Source organism: Nocardioides luteus (assembly GCF_015752315.1).
In the GTDB taxonomy this organism is placed as follows: domain Bacteria; phylum Actinomycetota; class Actinomycetes; order Propionibacteriales; family Nocardioidaceae; genus Nocardioides.
The window spans coordinates 1,628,621-1,648,907 of the sequence record NZ_JADOVJ010000001.1; the positions used below are offsets into that span (position 1 = coordinate 1,628,621).

The 20,287-nt window shown below is 71.0% G+C and carries 18 protein-coding genes; 10 read left to right on the plus strand and 8 right to left on the minus strand.

Annotation, left to right across the window (positions count from 1 at the left end; all coding sequences use genetic code 11):
- Window positions 1-3: 3 nt before the first annotated feature.
- From HD557_RS07780 to HD557_RS07800, 5 genes are read right to left on the minus strand one after another with little or no spacing between them, the layout of a single operon-like run.
- Window positions 4-1,647 (minus strand): amidohydrolase, encoded by a 1,644-nt coding sequence (locus HD557_RS07780; protein ID WP_196873468.1) that lies wholly within the window; start codon window positions 1,645-1,647, stop codon window positions 4-6.
- Window positions 1,647-2,480 (minus strand): ABC transporter permease, encoded by an 834-nt coding sequence (locus HD557_RS07785; protein WP_196873469.1) that lies wholly within the window; start codon window positions 2,478-2,480, stop codon window positions 1,647-1,649. The genes HD557_RS07780 and HD557_RS07785 overlap by 1 nt, the downstream gene beginning before the upstream one ends.
- Window positions 2,477-3,421 (minus strand): ABC transporter permease, encoded by a 945-nt coding sequence (locus tag HD557_RS07790; protein ID WP_008358074.1) that lies wholly within the window; start codon window positions 3,419-3,421, stop codon window positions 2,477-2,479. The genes HD557_RS07785 and HD557_RS07790 overlap by 4 nt, the downstream gene beginning before the upstream one ends.
- Complete coding sequence (locus HD557_RS07795; protein ID WP_196873470.1) at window positions 3,414-4,619, minus strand: polyamine ABC transporter substrate-binding protein; 1,206 nt, start codon at window positions 4,617-4,619, stop codon at window positions 3,414-3,416. The genes HD557_RS07790 and HD557_RS07795 overlap by 8 nt, the downstream gene beginning before the upstream one ends.
- Window positions 4,616-5,746 carry an ABC transporter ATP-binding protein gene (locus HD557_RS07800; protein WP_008358072.1) on the minus strand — a complete coding sequence of 377 codons (1,131 nt, stop codon included), beginning with the start codon at window positions 5,744-5,746 and terminating at the stop codon, window positions 4,616-4,618. Before HD557_RS07800 ends, HD557_RS07795 begins: the two co-directional genes overlap by 4 nt.
- Window positions 5,747-5,900: 154 nt before the next feature.
- On the opposite strand from HD557_RS07800, the gene HD557_RS07805 reads away from it, so the two are divergent.
- Genes HD557_RS07805 through HD557_RS07815 form a run of 3 tightly spaced genes read left to right on the plus strand, consistent with a single transcriptional unit; the run spans window position 5,901 to window position 8,149 of the window.
- Window positions 5,901-6,707 carry a Nif3-like dinuclear metal center hexameric protein gene (locus HD557_RS07805; protein ID WP_196873471.1) on the plus strand — a complete coding sequence of 269 codons (807 nt, stop codon included), beginning with the start codon at window positions 5,901-5,903 and terminating at the stop codon, window positions 6,705-6,707.
- 42 nt (window positions 6,708-6,749) lie between these two features.
- Complete coding sequence (locus HD557_RS07810; protein WP_008358069.1) at window positions 6,750-7,466, plus strand: zinc ribbon domain-containing protein; 717 nt, start codon at window positions 6,750-6,752, stop codon at window positions 7,464-7,466.
- Window positions 7,463-8,149, plus strand: a complete 687-nt coding sequence (locus HD557_RS07815; RefSeq protein ID WP_196873472.1) for a histidine phosphatase family protein — start codon at window positions 7,463-7,465, stop codon at window positions 8,147-8,149. Before HD557_RS07810 ends, HD557_RS07815 begins: the two co-directional genes overlap by 4 nt.
- A gap of 136 nt (window positions 8,150-8,285) precedes the next feature.
- On the opposite strand, the gene yaaA is transcribed toward HD557_RS07815, so the two are convergent.
- A complete protein-coding gene (yaaA, locus tag HD557_RS07820) occupies window positions 8,286-9,077 on the minus strand; it encodes a peroxide stress protein YaaA (protein ID WP_008358066.1) in 792 nt (263 codons plus the stop codon).
- Between the two features lie 103 nt (window positions 9,078-9,180).
- On the opposite strand from yaaA, the gene HD557_RS07825 reads away from it, so the two are divergent.
- Window positions 9,181-9,504 (plus strand): hypothetical protein, encoded by a 324-nt coding sequence (locus tag HD557_RS07825; RefSeq protein WP_008358063.1) that lies wholly within the window; start codon window positions 9,181-9,183, stop codon window positions 9,502-9,504.
- A gap of 17 nt (window positions 9,505-9,521) precedes the next feature.
- On the plus strand, window positions 9,522-10,985 hold the full coding sequence (locus HD557_RS07830) for an RNB domain-containing ribonuclease (protein WP_196873473.1): 1,464 nt from the start codon (window positions 9,522-9,524) through the stop codon (window positions 10,983-10,985).
- Window positions 10,986-11,029: 44 nt separating this feature from the next.
- Here the strand turns inward: HD557_RS07830 and HD557_RS07835 are convergent, their stop codons facing one another.
- Complete coding sequence (locus HD557_RS07835; RefSeq protein ID WP_196873474.1) at window positions 11,030-11,962, minus strand: TauD/TfdA dioxygenase family protein; 933 nt, start codon at window positions 11,960-11,962, stop codon at window positions 11,030-11,032.
- 139 nt (window positions 11,963-12,101) lie between these two features.
- Here HD557_RS07835 and HD557_RS07840 point away from each other — a divergent pair, with 139 nt between their 5' ends.
- The 3 genes from HD557_RS07840 (at window position 12,102) to HD557_RS07850 (ending at window position 17,457) form a co-directional block, all read left to right on the plus strand.
- Entirely contained in the window at window positions 12,102-13,382 is a 1,281-nt protein-coding gene (locus tag HD557_RS07840; protein ID WP_196873475.1) for a hydroxyacid-oxoacid transhydrogenase, read from the plus strand.
- An 85-nt stretch (window positions 13,383-13,467) separates the two neighbouring features.
- The gene (locus HD557_RS07845) at window positions 13,468-14,679 is read left to right on the plus strand and encodes a multidrug effflux MFS transporter (protein ID WP_196873476.1); all 1,212 of its coding nucleotides are present in this window, start codon (window positions 13,468-13,470) and stop codon (window positions 14,677-14,679) included.
- Between the two features lie 66 nt (window positions 14,680-14,745).
- Entirely contained in the window at window positions 14,746-17,457 is a 2,712-nt protein-coding gene (locus HD557_RS07850; RefSeq protein ID WP_196873477.1) for a DEAD/DEAH box helicase family protein, read from the plus strand.
- Between the two features lie 29 nt (window positions 17,458-17,486).
- Here HD557_RS07850 and HD557_RS07855 read toward each other — a convergent pair whose 3' ends face one another.
- Window positions 17,487-18,236: an SGNH/GDSL hydrolase family protein gene (locus HD557_RS07855; RefSeq protein ID WP_008358053.1), complete on the minus strand. Its 750-nt coding sequence runs from the start codon at window positions 18,234-18,236 to the stop codon at window positions 17,487-17,489.
- 144 nt (window positions 18,237-18,380) lie between these two features.
- Here HD557_RS07855 and HD557_RS07860 point away from each other — a divergent pair, with 144 nt between their 5' ends.
- Both HD557_RS07860 and HD557_RS07865 read left to right on the plus strand, forming a co-directional pair.
- Entirely contained in the window at window positions 18,381-19,601 is a 1,221-nt protein-coding gene (locus HD557_RS07860) for a sensor histidine kinase (protein WP_196873478.1), read from the plus strand.
- Complete coding sequence (locus HD557_RS07865) at window positions 19,598-20,278, plus strand: response regulator (RefSeq protein WP_196873479.1); 681 nt, start codon at window positions 19,598-19,600, stop codon at window positions 20,276-20,278. The genes HD557_RS07860 and HD557_RS07865 overlap by 4 nt, the downstream gene beginning before the upstream one ends.
- Window positions 20,279-20,287 lie beyond the last annotated feature (9 nt).

Below are 20,287 nucleotides of genomic sequence, written 5' to 3' on the forward strand. Positions count from 1 at the left end.
CGGTCAGAGCCGGTGGACCTCGCGACCGTCGACGTACGTGTGGGTCACCCGGGTCCGGCCGAGGACGGTCGGGTCCGGGCCGAGGATGTCGTGGTCGACCACGACCAGGTCGGCCGCGTACCCGGTCTCGATCCGGCCGGTGGAGTCCTCCAGGCGGTTCAGGTAGGCGGTGCCGGTCGTGTAGCCGGCGAGGGCCTCGGCGACCGAGAGCGCCTCATCGGGCAGCAGCGGGGCGGCGTCGGTGGGCTGGTCGGGGGAGCGGCGGTTGACCGCGACGTGCATGCCGAGCAGCGGCGCCGGGTCGGAGACCGGCCAGTCGCTGCCGCACGCGATCCGGGCCCCCGTACGCAGCAGCGACCCGAACACGTACTGCTGCTCGCGCGCGGCCGGTGCCAGGAACGGCAGGGTCAGCACCTCCACCGCCTCGTCGAGACAGGCCCACAGCGGCTGGATGTTGGCGGTGACCTCGAGCTCTGCGAAGCGCGGCACATCGGCGGCGTCGACGACCTGCACGTGGGCCAGATGGTGGCGCAGCCCGCTGGCTCCGTTGGTCGCACGCGCGTGCGCGATCGCGTCCAGGCTGTCGCGGACCGCCCGGTCCCCGAGGGCGTGGATGTGGGCCTGGAAGCCGTGGGCGTCCAGCGCCGCGACGTACTCCGCCAGGGCGTCGGCCGGGATGAAGGAGAGTCCGCGGTTGTCGGTGACTCGGCCGTGGGTGTCCAGATAAGGAGAGAGCATCGCGGCGGTGTGGGTCTCGCAGACGCCGTCCTGCATCAGCTTCACGCTGGCCGCGTCCAGCCCCGCCTGGGCCGCGAGCGCACGGCGTACGACGAGCTCGGGCAGCTGCTCCAGGCCGCGGTCGCGGTCCCACCACTGGGCCAGGACGACCTTCGCGGTGAGCGCGCCGGAGTCCCGGGCGGCGATGTAGGTCGGCAGCGAATCGGGCATGCCGAGACCGTCGCCCACGAGCGCGTCCTGCCAGCCCACGATGCCGACGGAGTGGAGGTGGCGCTGGGCGGTCAGCAGGGCGTCCGTCAGGTCCTGCGAGGTCGGGGCGGGCACCAGCGAGCCGACCAGCGCCATCGCGCCTTCGTGCAGCGCGCCGGTCGGGTTGCCGGAGGCGTCCCGCTCGATCCGCCCGTCGGACGGGTCCGGCGTACGGGCGTCGATGCCGGCGATCTCGAGCGCGCGGGTGTTCACCCAGGCGGAGTGGTGGTCGCGGTTGGGCAGGAAGACCGGTCGGTCGGGAAGCAGGCGGTCGAGCGGCGAGGCATCCGGCACGCCGCCGGGGAAGGAGTCCATCGACCAGCCACCGCCGGAGACCCAGGCACGCTCAGGGTTGGCCGAGGCGTAGGACTCGATCGCGTCCAGATACTCCTCGAGCGTGGACAGACCCGTGAGGTCGCACTGGTTCATCTCCAGCCCGGCCTGGACCGGGTGCACGTGCGAGTCGTGGAAGCCGGGCAGGACCCAGCGACCGTCGAGCTCCTCGACGACGGTCTCGGGCTCGACAAGTGAGTCGAGCGACGGGCCGACGGCCGCGATCCGCCCGCCCCGGACGGCGAGGGCCACGTCCTCCCAGCGGCCCTCGCGCAGCACCCGGCCCCCGCGCAGCAGCAGCTCCGCGGGGAGAGCCCGTCCACCCATCAGGCCACGGCCATGGTGTCGGTGACCGAGGAGCCCGAGCGCTTGAGCACCCGCGCCACCAGGCCGAGGACCAGGAGCGTGAAGACCAGCAGGATGGTGGAGACCGCGGCGATCTCGGGCTTGAGACCGGAGCGGACCGAGGAGAGCACGTAGACCGGCCACGAGGTCGTGCCGGAGACGTTGATGAACGAGGAGATCACCGTGTTGTCGAGGCTCAGGGTGAAGGCGAGCAGCCCGCCGGCCAGGACCGCCGGGCCGACCAGGGGAAGGGTGACCTTGAAGAACGTCGCCACCGGCCGGGCATAGAGGTCCGCCGACGCCTCCTCCAGGGACGCGTCCAGCCCGACCAGGCGGGCCCGGACGATGTAGGTGACGACCGCGGTCGCGAAGAGCGAGTGACCGATCACGAGGCGTACGTAGCCGTTGTTGAAGGGCAGCAGCGACCAGTCCTGGCCGAGCGTCACGAACCAGGGGAGCAGCGCGATGCCGTCGACGATCTCGGGGGTCACCGAGACCAGCAGCAACAGCAGCGTGAACGGGCCCGTCCAGCGGCCCGGGAACCGGGCCATCGCCATCCCGGCCAGGGTGCCGAGCGCACTGGCCAGGATCGCCGCGATCACGGCGGTCTGCAGCGAGACGGCGACGGTGTGGCGTACGGTCGGCCGCTCGACGATCGCCGTGAAGGGCTCCAGGCTGAAGCCGTCCCAGGCGGTCAGCAGGCGGCCGCCGTTGAAGGAGTAGATGCCGATCACGATGATCGGGGCGAACAGGAAGACGAAGACCAGCGTGGTCCACACGCCGAGCGCGAGATTGGTTCCGGACGGCCTGCTCATGCGGTCGCCACCTCCTTCGTTCCGACGACCTTCGTTCCCCCGACGTTCGTTCCGATGACCAGCCTGGTCCGGCGCCCGACGAGCCAGCCCACGCCCCACAGCAGCGCGATGGCGAGGACGACGACGAGCATGGTGAGCAGGATGAGCACGACCGCCATCGCCGAGCCGAGCGCCCAGTTCTGCGCGGTCAGGAACTGGCTGGCGATCAGTGAGCCGACCATGGTGCCCTTGGCGCCGCCGAGGACGGCCGGGGTGACGTAGTCGCCCATCATCGGGATGAAGACCAGGATCACGCCGGCGACGATCCCGGGCCGCGCCAGCGGCAGCGTGACCTGGAAGAACGTCCGCACCCGGCCGGCGCCGAGGTCCTTCGACGCCTCGCCGAGGGCGCCGTCGACGCGGTCGAAGGCGACGTACAGCGGCAGGATCATCAGCGGGAGGTAGTTGTAGATCAGGCCCAGCAGCACCGCCCCGCGGGTGTTGAGCAGGTCGTGCGGGTCGCCGACCAGGCCGACGTCGGTCAGGAACCCGGCCAGGGCGCCCTCCGAGGAGAGGATCACCTTCCAGCCGATCGTCCGGATCAGGAACGAGGTCCAGTAGGGCACCATCACCAGCGCGACCAGCAGCCCACGACGGTGCGCGGGGACCTTGAGCGCCATGTAGTACGCAGCGGGCAGCGCGATCAGCAGGCAGGCGATCGTCCCCAGCACGCTCATCCACAGCGTCGCCCGGAAGATCGTGAAGAAGGTCGGGCTGAACGCCTCGGCGTAGCGTTCCAGCGACATCACCGCGTTGCTGTGGGTGCCGAACATCCCGGGCTTCTCGCCGAGGCTGAACCAGGCGATCTGCAGGAACGGCACCACGAAGAAGACCGTCAGCCACAGCCACGCCGGGACGGCGAGGACGAACCCGGGAAGCCTGCTGGACGCGCTCCTAGGCACTGGCGGCGGCCTTCAGCTTGTCGTAGACCTCCGTACGCCGGTCCTGGGCCTCGTTGACCGCACCGTTCTTCATCGTGGCGAGCTGCTCCTCGGTGAAGAAGATCATCTCCGGCAGCTCGACGTTGCGCTCCTTGGCCATCTCCTCGATGCCCACCGCGCCGGTGTTGTAGCCGATGTAGTCCATCTCCAGGAAGGAGTTCTCCGGCTCCAGCACGTAGTCGAGGAACGCGTGCGCGGCCTCGGGGTGAGGGGCGCCGGTCGGGATGCACCAGTTGTCCATCCACAGCTCGGTCGTCGGGCCGGGCAGGACCCACTTCCAGCGGTCGGGCTGCTTGTGCTCGAGGATGCCGAGGCGGGAGTCGCCGTTCCAGTTCTGCATGAGCGCGAAGGTGTTCTGCTGCATGGCGCCGGTGGCCGGGTAGGAGTCGAAGCCGGCGATGTGCGGCGCCCACTTCTCGACGGCCTCGGCCTCGTAGGCGTCGTAGTCGGCCATGTCCTCGGTGTTCCAGTCGATGCCGTTGGCCCAGAAGTAGAGGCCGGAGACACCCTGGGGGTCGTCGAGCAGCGAGGTCTTGCCCGAGGCCTCGTTCTGCATCGCGTCGATGAAGTCGTTCCAGGTCACCAGGTCGCGCTTGATCACGGTGGTGTCGTAGACGAATCCGGTCGTGCCCCAGCACTTGCACACCGAGTACTCGTTCTCCGGGTCCCAGTCCTGGCCGAGGAACTGCGGGTCGACCTTGGAGATGTTGGGGATCAGGTCCTTGTTGAGCGGGACGATGATCTCGTTCTCGATCAGCTGCGGGATGTAGACGCCGGTTGGCACCACGATGTCGTAGCCGCTGGTGCCCTTGGCCGCGACCAGCTTCGAGATCAGCTCCTCGTTGGAGCCGTAGGAGTCGAGGGTCACCTTGGGGCCGGTCTTGCCGAAGGCGTCGATCACCTCGGGGGAGTCGTAGTCGCCCCAGGTGTAGATCGAGAGCGACTTCTCGACCGGACCGCCGGTGGCGCCCGCGCCCGGCTCGACGGCGCTGGACTCGCCACCGCCGTCGGAACCACAGGCGCTCAGGGCGACACCGGCACCGGCGAGAGCCGCCAGGCTCAGGAAGTGGCGGCGGGAGAGCTCCTGGCGGATCGCTCGCGCGCCGGCATGGCTGGCCAGGATGCGTACGTTGCCGTTCTTGTCTACGGGCTTGCTCACTGTGGGCTCCTAGCGGTGGTCGGGTCGAGTGGGGTGTCGAGGGGGAAGAGACGTACGTCCTCGGCGGCCCAGCCGCAGAGGACCGGGTCGCCGGGGGAGAGCCGGACGGCGCCGTGGGTGGGGCGGCGGATGAGGAGGCTGGTCTCGTCGGTGACCTTGACGAGGTACTGGATCACCTCACCCAGCGGGGAGACCTGCAGCACCTCGCCGGCGACGGTGTTGAGGCCCTCGGCCCGGGTGCCGGGCTCGATCGAGATCAGCTCGGGACGGATCGCGGCCTGGTGGGCCTCGCCGGGCTTCCCGTCGGGCTTGGCGGGGCCCTCGACGACCACGAAGGGGGTCTCGACGGTGGTGCCGTCGGCGCTGACCTCGCCGTGCAGGAAGTTCTGCTGGCCGACGAAGCCGGCGACGTAGGCGCTGGCCGGCTGGTTGTAGACGGTGTCGGCGTCGGCGAGCTGCTCGATCCTCCCGGCCCGCATGATCGCGATCCGGTCGCTCATCGCGAGCGCCTCACCCTGGTCGTGGGTGACGAAGACGAAGGTGATCCCGAGGCGGGACTGGAGCAGCTTCAGCTCGAGCTGCATCTCCTCGCGCAGTTGGCGGTCCAGGGCGCCCAGCGGCTCGTCGAGGAGCAGGACGCTGGGCCGGTTGACCAGCGCCCGGGCCAGCGCCACCCGCTGCTGCTGGCCGCCGGAGAGCTGCGTCGGCGAGCGGTCGGCGAAGTCGAGCATGCGCACCATCCGCAGCGCCTCGACGACCCGCTCGCGGATCTCCGCCCTGGGCGTCTTGCGCTGCTGCAGGCCGTAGGCGACGTTCTCCGCGACCGACTTGTGCGGGAACAACGCGTACGCCTGGAAGACCGTGTTCACATCGCGCTGGTAGGGCGCGAGCCTGACCACGTCCCTGCCGCCGATCACGATGCTGCCCGAGTCGGGCTTCTCGAATCCGGCGATCATGCGCAGCGTCGTCGTCTTGCCGCAGCCCGAGGGACCGAGCAACGAGATGAACTCGCCGGCCCTGATCTCCAGGTCGAGGCCGTCGACCGCCGTGGCCTGGCCATAGGTCTTGGTCAGGCCGCTGATCGTCACCGAGCCGGAGGATGGGTCCGGGGTAGCTTTCGTGGTCATCGCTGCTCCAGTCGATTGTTCACTTAGCGCTGCATTCCACCACAAGATCCGGGGAAAAGTACGGAATCGGTTGTAAAAGAACGGTTACGAACTGGATTCCGTGCCGGGTGTCGCCGCTGGCTGTGGCCCCGGTGGCGGGATCTAGGGTTACACCATGCCGATCCCGCCCACCCCGCCGACACTGGCTGCCGTCATCTCGCTGCTGGACGACTGGTATCCGCCCGCCACCGCCGACGACTGGGATGCTGTCGGGCTGGTCTGGGGCGAGCCCTCGCAGCCGGTCTCGAAGGTGCTCCTCGCCGTCGACCCGACCCTCCCGGTCGCCGAGGAGGCGGCCGCCTGGGGTGCGGACCTGGTCGTCGTCCATCATCCGCTCTTCCTGAAGGGCGTGCACGGGTTCGCTCCGACGACCCCCAAAGGGCGTACGCTCTCGACGCTCGTCTCCGCGCGGTGCGCCCTGCTGACCGCGCACACCAACGCCGACCAGGCGCTCGGCGGGGTCTCGGAGTCGCTGGCGCTCGCCCTCGGGCTGAGCTCGCTGCGGCCGCTGGTGCCGGGGCTGACGCCTGACGTCGGCACCGGACGCGCCGGGACGGTCGAGCCGACGACGCTGGGTGCCTTCGCGGAGTCGGTGGCCGCGGCGCTGCCCGCGACCGCGGCCGGGATCCGGGTCGCCGGAGACCTCGACCGGCCGGTCTCGTCGGTGGCGCTGTGCGGTGGCGCGGGTGACTTCCTGCTCGACCAGGTGGCTGCGTACGACGTCTATGTGACCAGCGATCTGCGCCACCATCCGGCCTCGGAGTTCTGTGAGAAGGGTGGTGCGCTGATCGACATCCCGCACTGGGCCGCCGAGTGGACCTGGTTGCCTGTGCTGGCGAGGCGACTTCGGGAGGCATTCGGGGATACGGTGGACACCCGGGTCTCGGAGATCGTCACCGACCCGTGGACTTTGCGATTGTGAATAGCTGAGGAGAATCCGCTGAAAGCCGACCCGTTCGCCCAGGTGAAGCTGCTCGACGTCTGTGAGCTGGACTCGCGTGCGCTCCAGCTGCGCCACCGCCGTGCGCATCTGCCGCAGGCCGCCGTCGTGGCGGAGCTGCAGGCATCGAAGAAGACCACCGACGATGCCGTACGCGACGCCCGGGTCACCCGCGACGACCTCGAGCGGGTGCAGAAGAAGGCCGACGCCGATGTCGAGGCGGTCAAGACCCGCCGCCGGCGCGACCAGGAGCGGATGGACTCCGGGGCGATCAGCAGCGCCAAGGACCTCGAGCGCATGCAGCACGAGCTGGCCACCCTCGACCGCCGGATCTCGGTGCTCGAGGACGAGGAGCTCGAGGTGATGGAGCAGCTCGAGGAGGCTCAGGCGAACGTGACCCGGCTCGAGGCCGAGCTCGCCGAGATCACCGAGAAGCTGGCGGTCGCGGTCGACTCCGTCAACGTCGAGACCTCGAAGATCGACACCGAGCTCGCCGCGGTCGCCGAGGAGCGTACGCCGGCGCTCGAGGGCATCCCCGACGACCTGCTCGCCCTCTACTCGCGGCTGAGCGAGAAGATGGGCGTCGGCGCCGCCGAGCTGCGTGCCCGCCGCTGCGGCGGCTGCAACCTCCAGCTCGACCCGGCCGAGATCTCCCGCATCCGCGGCCTCGCCGCCGATGAGGTCGTGCGCTGCGAGGAGTGCTCCCGCATCCTGGTCCGCACCGCCGAGTCCGGCCTGTGAGCGAGAAGTCTGCGCGGGGGTGGAGCGCCGGAGCGGCTGCGACGACCCTCGTCCTGGTGCGTCACGGGGTCACCAAGCACACCTCGTCCAAGGCCTTCTCCGGAGGGCTCGGCGGCGACAACCCGCCGCTGACCCAGGAGGGCCGCGAGCAGGTGCTGCTGACCGCCGAGTGGCTCAAGCCGCTCGCCCCCGCGGTCGACGCCGTCGTGACCTCGCCGGTCCTGCGGGCCGCCGAGACCGGTGAGATCCTCGCCGGCACGCTCGGCGCCCGGCTGGTCGAGGAGCCCGGGTTCGCGGAGATCGAGTTCGGCAAGTGGGAGGGGCTCACCTTCGCCGAGGTCGCCCAGCAGTACCCCGAGGAGATGAAGACCTGGATGGGGGCGACCGAGGTCGCGCCGCCTGGCGGCGAGTCGTTCGACGCCGCGCAGGTCCGGGTGCTCGACGGGCTCTCCCGCGTCCTCGAGGAGCACGCCGGCCAGACCGTCGTGATCACCTCGCACGTCTCGCCGATCAAGCTGATCGTCGCCCACGCGCTCGGCACCCCGATCGGCGGCGTCTTCAACATGGAGCTCTCGCCCGCCTCGGTGACCGTGGTGGCCTTCTACTCCGACGGCCGCGCCTCCATGCGCCTCTTCAACGGCCTCCCGGTCGCCCGCGACCCCTTCGCCACCGGCACCTTCTGACGCTCGCCGGTCGCCGAGTCGGCGCGTCTGTCCCGGATCCCAGCGCCGAGTCGGCGCGTCTGTCTCGTGGTCGTGGGACAGACGCGCCGACTCGACGGTCCTTGATGGGACAGTCGCGCCGAGTCGGCGGGGACGGCTAGATCTCGGTGACGACGATGTCGAGCTGGGTGCCCTTCTTCGTCGGAGCGCCTTCTTCGACGGTCCAGCCGAGGTCGCGGAAGGCTTCGGCGAGCTTGGCGGGGGTGCGGGGGTTGGCGCCGGACTCGAGGAGGGCGCGGACGAGGCGGCCCTTGGTGGCCTTGTTGAAGTGGCTGACCACCTTGCGCTGGCCGTTGTGCTCGTGGAGGACGCGGACGGTGGCGGTGCGGGCAGGCACCGTGCTCGCCCCTTCGGCGTCGGGGCGCCAGAACGCGGCGTACGTCCCGGACCGGAGGTCCACGAGCAGACCGTCGCCGAGGGCCTCGGTCATGCCGGCGCCGAGGTGGGCGCGCCAGTGGGACTGGATGCCGCCGATGCCGGGGAGGGTGGTGTCCCCCGAGAGCCGGTACGCAGGGATCCGGTCGGCCAGGCCGACGAGGCCGAACACGGAGCTGGTCACCATGACCCGGCTGGTCGCGCGGCGCTTCGCGGCCGGTGACAGGGTCGCGGGGGAGAGGGCGTCGTAGAGGACGCCGGTGTAGATCCGGTCGGCGCGGGCGGTGGGCGCCTCGAACAGCCCGGCGTTCAACGTGACCAGCTCGGGCTGGGTCTTCGGGATGCCGAGGATGTCGACGGCGGCCTCGGGGCGGGTGGCGCACAGCTCGACCAGCGCGTCGATGACCTTGGCGCGCGCCGGGTTGAGCACCGGCAGGCTCAGGTCGTCGAGCGTGAGCGGGTTGCCGCGTACGGCCGCGGTCTTGCCCTCCGAGGGCGGCAGCAGGATCAGCACGGTGACTATGGTGCCGTCCGGGACCAGGATGGCCGAATCGAGGATTGGGTATCTTTCAAAGTGCCTGTGACCTGCGAGAACGCGGCGTGCCTACAGTCCAGAGATGATCGCCCTGGCCGCCGAACCCGCGTCCGAGACCAACCTCGGCGGCCTCCTTCTCGTGATCGTCATCATCGGGGTGTTCTGGATGATCCAGGACCTCTCGAAGAAGGCTCGGGCACGCTCGGAGCACCTCAGGGCGAAGCGGTCGCTGACCTCCTCCCAGCGCAAGGCGCTGGCCCGGATCAACAGGTCGGCGAAGGCGCACAACGGGTCCAAGAAGGACCTGTGGGAACAGTTCGCCGCCTTCAAGGGCAACCCGAAGGCCTTCGGCAAGGAGGCCGCCTCGCTGTACAAGACCTACAAGGCGAAGTCGAAGAAGAAGTAGCCACTAGAGTTCCGGCCATGGGCTCCGCACGCATCATCCGGGTGGCCAGTGCCGACAACGGTGTCGCCGCCACCACGCTCCGCGACGGGATCGCCGCGCTCCAGGCCGAGCTGGGGGTGACCCCCGAGTTCCCGCCGGAGGTGGAGGAGGCGGCGGCCGCCGCGGCGGGCAACCCGAGGCTCCCCGAGCTGGACCGCACCGACCTGCCGTTCGTGACCATCGACCCCGAGACGTCGATGGACCTCGACCAGGCGCTCCACCTGGAGCGCGACGGCGAGGGATACGTGGTGCACTACGCGATCGCGGACGTGGCCGCCTTCGTGTCGCCCGGCGACCCGGTCGACATCGAGGCCAACAAGCGCGGCGAGTCGCTCTACGCCGCCGATGCGAAGGTCCCGCTCCACCCCAAGGTGCTCTCCGAGGACGCCGCCTCGCTGCTTCCCGACCAGGTGCGACCGGCGCTGCTGTGGACCCACAAGCTCGATGCCACCGGTGAGGGGATCGACACCTTCGTCGAGCGCGCGCTGGTGAGGTCGCGGGCGAAGCTGTCCTACGACGGCGTGCAGAAGATGTTCGACGGCGAGGGATTCGGCGACACCGACTATGCCGGGTCGCTTCAGCTGCTCGAGGAGATCGGTGAGAAGCGGATCGCCCTCGAGGCGGCCCGCGGCGGGGTGAACCTCCCGCTGCGCGACCAGGAGATCTCGGTCGTGGGCGAGCACTGGTCGCTCGAGTACCGCGACCTGCTGCCGGTCGAGAACTGGAACGCCCAGATCTCGCTGCTCACCGGCTTCGCGGCCGCGGACCTGATGGTCTACGCCCGCGTCGGGCTCCTCAGGACCCTCCCCGACCCCGACCCCCGAGACGTCCAGCGGCTGCACCGCACCGCCCGGGCGCTCGGGCTGGAGTGGCCCGCGGAGATGCTCTACCCCGACTTCATCCGCTCGCTGGACGGCAAGAACGGCAAGCACGCCGCGATGGCGATCGCCTGCACCCGGCTGCTGCGCGGGAGCGGGTACGCCTCGTTCAACGGTGAGCTCCCCGAGCTGACCGAGCATTCGGCGCTGGCCAACGAATACATGCATGTCACCGCTCCGCTGCGCCGGTTGATCGACCGCTACGCCGGCGAGGTCTGCCTGGCGCTGTGCGCCGACCAGCCCGTCCCCGACTGGGTGACCAGCGCGTTCGCCACGCTCCCCGAGACGATGCGGGCCTCGTCCCGCACCAGCGGCGCCTACGAGCGCGGCGTGGTCGACCTCGTCGAGGCCGGGCTGCTGTCCACGCGGATCGGGGAGACGTTCGACGCGGTCGTCGTCGAGGTCGACGACGAGGACAAGCGGAAGGGCGCGATCACGGTCGAGGAGCCCGCCATCGAGGCCGGGGTCACCAGTGCGTCGGCCCTCCCGCTGGGCGAGGAGGTCCAGGTGCGGTTGGAGACGGCCGACGTCGTCGCCCGGAAGGTCGGCTTCACCATCGCCTGAACCGGCGGCCGGCCGCCCCGCGGGGGTCGGGGCGGCCGGCCGCGTCAGGAGATCAGCTCGTCGAGGCGGTTGTAGACCTCGGCGGAGCCCTCGATCACCCGGCTGTGCGCGCCGCCGATGGAGACGGGTACGTCACCCTGCACGGTGATGCGCCGCACCTCGCGCGGCAGCTCGTCGAAGTCGGCGACGGCGTAGTGCTGGGTGGCGCGGTTGTCCCAGATGGCGACGTCACCCTGCTGCCAGTGCCAGCGGACGGTGTTCTCCAGGGCGGTCACCCGGTCCTGGAGCAGGTTGAAGAGGGTGGCGCTCTCCTTCTGGTTCAGGCCGGTGAAGTGCTTGACGAAGTGACCCAGCACGAGCGCGCGCTCACCGGTCTCCGGGTGGATCCGGACCGCCGGGTGCTCGGTCCGGTAGATCGTGGAGACGAACTCCTCGCGCTTGCGCGCGGCCACGTCGTCGGTGGACTCGGCCTCGTCGGGGCGTACGTAGTCGTAGTCGTTGGAGTGGACCGCCCACAGGTCGTCGACCAGTGCCTTGAGCTGCGGGTGCAGCCTCTCGTAGGCGGTGGCGGTGTTGGCCCAGACGGTGTTGCCGCCGTACTCGGGGATCTCGGCGCCGCGCAGGATCGAGAACGCCGGCGGCCGGTCGACGAAGGTGACGTCGGTGTGCCAGGAGTTGGCGGCCATGCCGCGGTTGGCCTTCAGGGTCAGCACCCGGGCGCTGCCGGTGTTGACGGTCGGGTGGGCGGTCGTCAGCGGGCCGAGGCGCTCGCCGAACGCGATCTGCGTGCGGTCGTCGAGATGGTCCTGGCCGCGGAAGAAGACGACCTTGTGCTTCAGGATCGCGGCCCGGATCTCGGCGATCGTCTCGGCGGGCAGGTCGCCGGAGAGGGTCACGCCGTCGATGCGGGCGCCGATCCGCCCGCCGACCTTGTGGACGGTCAGCTCGTTGACGGGGGATGCTTCGGTGATGGTCATGCGTGGTCTCCTCTGACGGCGTCGGCTTGATCTGAATAAAGTCTAGTGAAATACATGACTTAAGACCACGGGTGTCTCACGAGACGTTTGGGCACTCCGCACAATGATGCGAGTGGGGGCCGGTGGATATCGTGCGCTCATGACGCTCGCCACATCCGAGACCGTGTTCACCTATGGCTCCCCGCAGCTCAAGTTCGGCACCGGCGCATCGGCCGAGATCGGCTACGACCTGGCGTCGCTGGGCGCCCGCCGCGCCCTCGTGGTGACCGATCCCGGCATCTCAGCGACGGGGCTGCCGCAGCGCGTGGCCGAGCAGATGAAGACGTACGACGTCGAGGCCGTCGTCTTCGACGGCGTCCATGTCGAGCCGACGGACGAGAGCATGCGGGCCGCGGTGCAGTTCGCCCGCGAGAACGGGCCGTTCGACGCGATCGTCGCGGTCGGCGGCGGGTCGAGCATCGACACCGCCAAGGCGGTCAACCTGCTGACCACCAACGACGGCGACCTGATGGACTACCTCAACGCGCCGGTGGGTCGCGGGCTCGCGCCGGCCAAGCCGTTGCTGCCGCTGGTCGCGGTGCCGACGACCACCGGCACCGGGGCGGAGTCGACGACCGTGTGCGTCCTCGACGTGCTGTCGCTGAAGGTGAAGACCGGGATCTCGCACGCACGCCTGCGGCCCACCCTGGCCGTCGTCGACCCGGACCTGATGATGACCCAGCCGGCCGGTGTCACGGCGGCCGCCGGGATGGACATCCTGTGTCATGCACTGGAAAGTCTCACTGCCCGCCCCTACACCTCCTATGAGCGCAAAGAGCCGTCGCAGCGGGTGCCGTACTGTGGCGCCAACCCCATCGCGAACGTGTGGTCGGAGAAGGCCATCTCGCTGTTGGCGACGTCGTTCCGGTCGGCCGTCGCGAACGGTGAGGACACGATCGCCCGGGGCGAGATGGCGCTGGCGGCAACCTTTGCGGGCCTGGGATTCGGCAACGCGGGGGTCCACATTCCCCACGCGAACGCCTACCCGATCGCCGGCCGCGTGCGGGACTTCCACCCGAAGGACTACCCAGGGGCCGAGCCGATGGTCCCGCACGGCATGGCGGTGGCGCTGACCGCTCCGGAAGCATTCCGCTACACCTTCGATGCGAATCCCGGCCTCCATCTCCGCGCGGCGCATCTGCTGGCTCCTGATGTGCTCGGTTCGGGGCCGGAACGGGATCGTCTGCCCCAGGTGCTGACCGACCTGATGCGCGACATCGGGATCCCGGCGGGGATCGGTGAGGTCGGCTACGTCGCCGCCGACATCCCCGACCTGGTCGAGGGTGCACTCAAGCAGCAGCGCCTGCTCGCCACCGCACCGAAGCAGCCGTCGGCCGAGGACCTGACCGGGATCTTCGAGAGGTCGATCACGCTCTGGTGAGGAATGCCCGGCGGGGCTACGACGTTCGGTTGGTTGTCTTCTTCAACTGTCTTTCCTCGACCAGACTCTTCCGGAGGTTCCCTCGGTGACGTCAGTCCCGCCGCGGCTCTTGCTCGCACTCGCCCTGCTCTCGGCATCCGCGCCGCTTGCGATCGACTTCTACCTACCCTCTTTCCCGCAGATCGGCTCCGATCTCGGCGCCGCGGCGAGCAACGTGCAGCTGACCCTCACCGCCTTCCTGATCGGGCTCGCGCTCGGCCAGATCGCCTGGGGCCCGATCTCTGACCGGTTCGGGCGCCTCAAGCCGCTGCTGATCGGATCGGTCGTGGCCGCGGTCGCCGGTGTGCTGGCCGCGCTGGCGCCGACCGTCGAGCTGCTGATCGCGGCCCGCTTCGTCCAGGCGCTCGCCGCCGCGGCGGGCATCGTGATGGCGCGGGCGATCGTGGCCGACGTACTCCACGGCTTCGCCGCCGCCCGCGCGATGTCGATCATGATGTCGATCAGCGGGATCGCGCCGATCCTGGCCCCGGTGATCGGCGGCGCCCTCGCCGGGTTCGTGCCCTGGCGCGGGGTGCTCGGGATCGTCGCCGCGATCGCGGTGCTTCAGGTCGTCGTCGTGCTCCTGGTGATCCGGGAGAGCCTGCCGGCCGAGCGGCGGAGCAGCCGGGTCGAGTACGCCGACCTCGGCCGCCTCCTCGCCAAGCCCGCCTTCCTCGGCTACACGCTGACCCAGTCGCTCACGTTCGCCACCCTGATGACGTACGTCTCCTCCTCCTCGTTCCTCTACCAGTCGGTGATCGGCACCTCGGCGGCCGTGTACGGCATCGGGTTCGCGGTCAACGCCGCCTTCCTCACCGTCGCCGGGCTGGTCTCGGCACGGCTGGCCAAGCGGCAGGTGCACCCGGCCCGGATCATCCGCTCGGCACAGCCGGTGATGGCCCTGGCGGCGTTGTCCGTGCTGGTCGTCGCGCTGCTGCCGGTGCCGAAGGTACTCATCCTGCTGCCGATCGTGGTCGTTACCACCTCCGTCGGCCTGATCATGGGCAACACCGGCGCCCTGGCCATCGAGCAGGCCCGTCCTTCGGTCGGCGCCGGCTCGGCGTTGATGGGCGGGATCATGTTCCTCGGCGGTGGCCTCGCCTCGCCGCTCGGTGCCGTCGCCGGCGAGCACACCGCGGTGCCGCTGGCGATCACCATGGTGGTCACCTCGGTCCTCGGCGCGGTCGCCTTCTCCCTCGCGCGGCGCTCGGTCGCCCGCAACCCGGAGTCGGAGGCGGCCTTCGCCACCGCGGCCTGACCTGCCGAGACGTCACCCCCGTCGGCCGACGTACGTGACGCCTCGGCGCTGACTAGGCTTCGCGGCGTGGAGCTCCGTGTTCATCAGCAGCGTGCGCTGTCCGCGCTGGGCGCGGCCTGGGAGGCGGGGCGGTCGCGGGCGTGGGTGGTGCTTCCGCCGGGTGCGGGGAAGACCCTCGTCGGGCTGGAGACCGCGCGGGACGCGATCGACGACGGGGCGAAGGTCGTCGTGCTCAGCCCCAACACGGCGATCCAGGGACAGTGGCTGCGGCAGGCGGCCGCACTGGGTATCTCGGCATCGTCGTCGCGGGAGCTCACAGCTCCGCTGACGTCGCTGACCTACCAGTCGGTCGCGGTCTTCGGCGATCCCGACGACGAGGCGGAGACCGGGGAGAGCCACCTGGCCAGGCTGCACGACAACGGCCGAGCCCTGGTCGAAGCGCTGCGAAGCGCCGGGCCGCTGCTGCTCGTGCTGGATGAGTGCCACCACCTGCTCGAGGTCTGGGGCGAGCTGCTGGGCGAGATCCTCCAGCTGCTGCCCGACGCGCGGGTGCTGGGGCTGACCGCGACGCCGCCCGAGGCGCTGACCAAGGAGGAGTCCGCGCTGGTCGGGACGCTGTTCGGCGAGATCGTCTTCTCGACCTCGATCCCGGCGGTCGTCCGCGAGGGCGACCTGGCGCCGTTCGCCGACCTGGTGTGGCTGACCGCGCCGACGACGGGGGAGCGGGAGTGGCTGTGGGGGAGCGCGGAGCGGTTCGAGGAGCTGCTCACCGCGCTGACCTCGGCCGATCTGGGCAGCGTGCCGTTTCTGACCTGGCTGGACCGGAGGTTCGTGGTGCGGTCGGAGGGCGCGCCGTCCTGGGCCGAGCTCGCCAAGGCGTCGCCCGACCTGACCACCGCCGCCCTACGAGCCCACCATCGGGGGCTGATCGCGCTGCCCGAGGGGGCGACGTCGACCGAGGCCCATCGTCGTGACCCGTCGGCCGAGGACTGGGTGGCGCTGATCGGCGACTGGGTGCGCGGACATCTCATGTCCTCCGAGGAGGCGGCGGACCAGGAGGCGCTGGCCGCGATCAAGCAGGCGCTGCCCGCGGTCGGCTACTCGCTGACCCGGCGCGGCATCCGGGCCGGCCGCTCACCGGTGGACCGGGTACTGGCCCGCTCCGAGGCCAAGACCGCGGCGACCGCGGCGATCGTCGACCACGAGCGGCTCGCGCACGGCGACTCGTTGCGGCTTCTCGTCGTCACCGACCACGAGCGGGCCTCGGCGACGCTGCCGGTCGATCTGCGTGGGGTGATCGCCGAGCAGTCCGGCTCGGCGCGGGCGGTGCTCGCGACCCTGTGCGCGTCCCACGACGACGTCCTGCTGGTCACCGGCGCCACCGTCGCCGGGCCGCCGGCGACCCTCGCCGCGCTGGTGGCGCACATCGCCGAGACCGACCCCGCGCTGGCCGCGGGCCTGGCGGTCGAGAAGGAGGAGGCGTACGCCACCCTCGTGGGGCGCTGGGGGAGCCGGCAGTGGGTCGCGCACGTCACCCGGTTCTTCGAGGCCGGCGGCTGCCGGGTGCTGGTCGGCACGCGCGGCCTGCTCGGGGAGGGCTGGGACGCCCGGTCGGTGACCGGGATCGTCGATCTCACCGCCGCCACGACCACGACGGCGGTCGTGCAGCTGCGCGGGCGGTCGCTGCGTACGGACCCCGGGCGGCCCGACAAGGTCGCCGTCAACTGGACCGTCGTCTGCGTCGAGGAGGAGCACCCGCGCGGCGACAACGACTGGAAGCGACTGGTCCGCAAGCACTCAGGCTTCTTCGGCGCCGACGAGGACGGTTCCGTCGTCGACGGCGTCGGCCACATCGACGAGTCCTTCTCGCCGTACGCCGCCCCGCCCGAGTCCGACTTCGACACCGTCAACGCCCGCATGGTCGCCCGATCGGAGGACCGTGCGGCGATCCGGGAGCGGTGGCGGATCGGGGAGCCGTACGCCGATGTCGCCGGCCGCACCGTCAGGATCCGCCTGCGCCGGGCGGGTGCGCTGCGTGCGCCGGCCGGGGTCGTCCTCGCTCCCCGACCACCCGGCTTCCGGCTGCTGGAGGGCCGTGTCCCGGAATGGCGGCTGCCGGCGAAGGCCGCCCTCGTACCCGCGGTGCTGGCGAGCGTCGTGCTGGTCGCGGTCCTCGTCGCCGGCGGCGGGGGAGCGGCGGCGCTCGGTGGCGTGGCCGGTGCGCTGTGGATGCTGTGGGCCGGTTACGTCTATCGCGACGGCACCCGGATCGCTTCCCAGCTGCGCCGGCGACCGAGCGTGGGCGCCGTCGCCGCGGCGGTCGCCGACGGGCTGCACGAGACCGGGCAGACCTCGGCCGGCGCCGGCGGGCTCGAGATCGCGGTGGATTCCGACGGCAGCTACCGCGTTCACCTGGCCGGGGTGCCCGAGAAGGAGTCGGCGCTCTTCGCGGCCTCGCTCGAGGAGGCGCTGGCGCCGATCGCGGCGCCCCGCTACCTGGTCTCGCGGCCGGTCGTGGGCGACGTGCACCCCCTCGCGAGCCTTCGCCTGGGGGTCTCCGGAAGGCACACCGCCGAGGCCGAGGCCTGGCACGCGGTCCCCACCGCCCTCGGCCGTCGCGCCGCCGACGCGAAGACGTTCCGTGCCGCCTGGGAGCGCTGGGTCGGCGGCTCCGGCCTGCTCTACACCGGCTCACCCGAGGGCGCCGGCCTCCTGGCCGCCCAGCGCGGCGCCGACCCCTTCGACGTCACCGCCGTGATCCGCCGCCACTGGTCCTGACCCCTCGGCCGTCTCGGCCGCCTCGGCCGTCAGTCGGCGATCGCCGTCCAGGTGGGGAACTTGGCGGTACGGCCGTCGCCGGAGGATCGGCCGGTGAGGCGGCGGTGGATCCACGGGCCGACGAACTCGCGGTAGTAGGCCAGACCCTTCTTGCCCGCAGCGGCCTCGAAGTCGAGGTCCCACCAGCCCTCGGGGACCTCGACGCCGAGCGAGTCGAGGACGCGGGCGGCGACGCGGTGGTGGCCGCGGGCGTTCATGTGCAGGCGGTCCTCGCTCCAGAAGCGGCCGTCGGTGAGGGTGGTGTCGGGCCAGTTGTAGGCGCGCACGATGTCGTCGCGGTGGGCGACCCGCTGCTCGACCAGGTCGACGAGCTCGTCGCCGCGACGCTGGAAGACCTTGCCGAGCGGGAGCCGGGCCGAGGGGTTGGCGCCGGAGAGCAGGATCAGCTGGATCCCGTTGGCGTCACAGGCCTCGAGCACCGGATTGAGGAAGTCGGCGATCGCATTAGCGTCGGCCTTCGGGCGGAGCATGTCGTTGCCGCCGCCGTTGAAGGAGAGGTGGGTCGGCTTCAGCGCGAGCGCGGCGGGAAGCTGCTCCTCGACGATCGGGCGGATCAGGCGCCCGCGGATGGCGAGGTTGGCGTACTCCACCCGGGTCCCCGACGCCGCCCACCCCTGGGCGACCAGGTCGGCCCAGCCGCGTACGTGACCGTCCGGGGTCTCGTCGCCGACCCCCTCCGTGAACGAGTCACCGATCGCGACGTAGCGCACTGCCTCCACGAGTCCTCCAACCCCAGTCATCCAACCCAGTAACCGATGCCGGATCCATTGCCAGCCTCTGGATTCTAGTCCGCCCGGGGTCTGACCATGACATCCGTCCCCGGGCTGACGTCTCGGCCGCCTCGGCTCCTCTACGGTGGCCCTGTGGAGGAGTTGGTACGCCCCTGGCGGCTCGGCCCGCGTGGGCGATGGTGGTTCGACGTACTGCTCGCTGGCACCCTGTTCCTGATCATCCCGTTCTACGCGATCCAGGTCATGCTGAACGGTGGCGCCGCGAAGGACGTCGACAGCAGCAGCCACGTCGCCGACCTCGTGCTCGTGGTGGTCCAGCTCGTACCCCTGCTGTGGCGCCGCCGGCACCCGGTGATCGTCTACGCGATCGTGGCCGGCGCCTGCGGCCTGCAGGTGCTCCTCATCGACTATCCGCTGGTCTCGCAGGTCTCCTACCCGATCGCGGTCTACTCGGTGGCCCGCTACGCCAGCCCGCGCTGGGGACTGGCCGCGCTCGCGGTGGGCCTCTTCGGCTCCGTCCTCGGCACCCACGACTGGATGAGCTCCGTCGACACCACCTCCACCGAGCCGCAGGACGGCATCAACTGGAGCACGTACGTCCCGGTCGCGCTCTCGCTCGCCACCTTCCCGGTCGCCGCCTGGGCGCTGGGCGCCCTGGCCCGTACGAGAGCGGCGTACGTCGACTCCCTGATCCAGCGCAACGAGCAGCTGCGCCGCGAGGCCGAGCAGCGCGCCGAGCTCGGGGCGACCCAGGAGCGGGCCCGGATCGCGCGCGAGATGCACGACGTGGTGGCCCACGGGCTGAGCGTGATCGTGGTGCAGGCCGACGGCGCGCGGTACGCGGCCGAGCAGGATCCGACCCTGGCGCCCAAGGCGCTGGAGACCGTCGCCCAGACCGCGCGCGAGGCGCTGACCGAGATGCGGCAGCTGCTCGGTCTGCTGCGCGACGGCGACGCCCTGACCCGCCCACAGCCGCGGCTGGGCGACATCGCGACGCTCGTCGAGGAGACCCGGGCCGGTGGGATGGAGCTGACCGCGACCCTCCCCGAGCCCGGCCTCGCCGTGCCCGAGGGCATCGCCTTGACCGCCTTCCGGGTGGTGCAGGAGTCGCTCAGCAACGTACGCAAGCACGCCGGTCCGGGCGCCGCGGCCAAGGTCACCGTGACGGCCGGGAGCGGCAGCCTCGAGATCGAGATCACCGACGACGGCCGGGGTGCTGCCGCCGATGCGCGCGAGTCCGGCGGTCTCGGCCTGGTCGGGATGGAGGAGCGGATCACCGCCCACGACGGAACGCTCGAGACCGGCCCGGCGGCGGGCGGCGGCTTCCGCGTCTACGCAAGGATGCCGCTATGACTGGCTCCACGACGATCCGTGTCCTTCTCGTCGACGACCAGGAGCTCGTGCGAGCCGGCTTCCGGATGCTCATCGACTCCCAGCCCGACCTCAGCGTCGTCGGCGAGGCCGGCGACGGCCAGGAGGCCGTCGCCGCGCTCACCCACGGCGGCACCGAGGCGGACGTGGTCCTGATGGACGTACGCATGCCACGCATGGACGGGGTCGAGGCGACCGGTCTGATCGCCGGCCGCGAGAGCGCACCGAGGGTGATCGTGCTGACCACCTTCGACCTGGACGAGTACGCCTTCGCCGCCATCCGGGCGGGCGCCGCGGCGTTCCTGCTCAAGGACGCCCGCCCCGAGGACCTGCTCACCGCGATCCGCACCGTGCACGCCGGCGACTCGGTCGTCGCGCCCAGCACCACCCGGCGACTGCTGGAGCACTTCGCCGCCTCCGCGCCCTCGACCAGCACGCCCGCCGCTGCCGAGCAGCGGCTGGCGGTGCTGACCGAGCGCGAGCGCGAGGTGCTCACGCTGGTCGGCCGTGGTCTGTCCAACACCGAGATCGCCGAGACCTTCGTGGTCGCCGAGGCGACCGTGAAGACCCACGTCGGCCGGCTGCTGGCCAAGACCGGTTCTCGTGACCGCGTCCAGCTCGTGGTGCTGGCCTACGAGACCGGCCTGGTCGGCCGCTGAGCCCGGAGA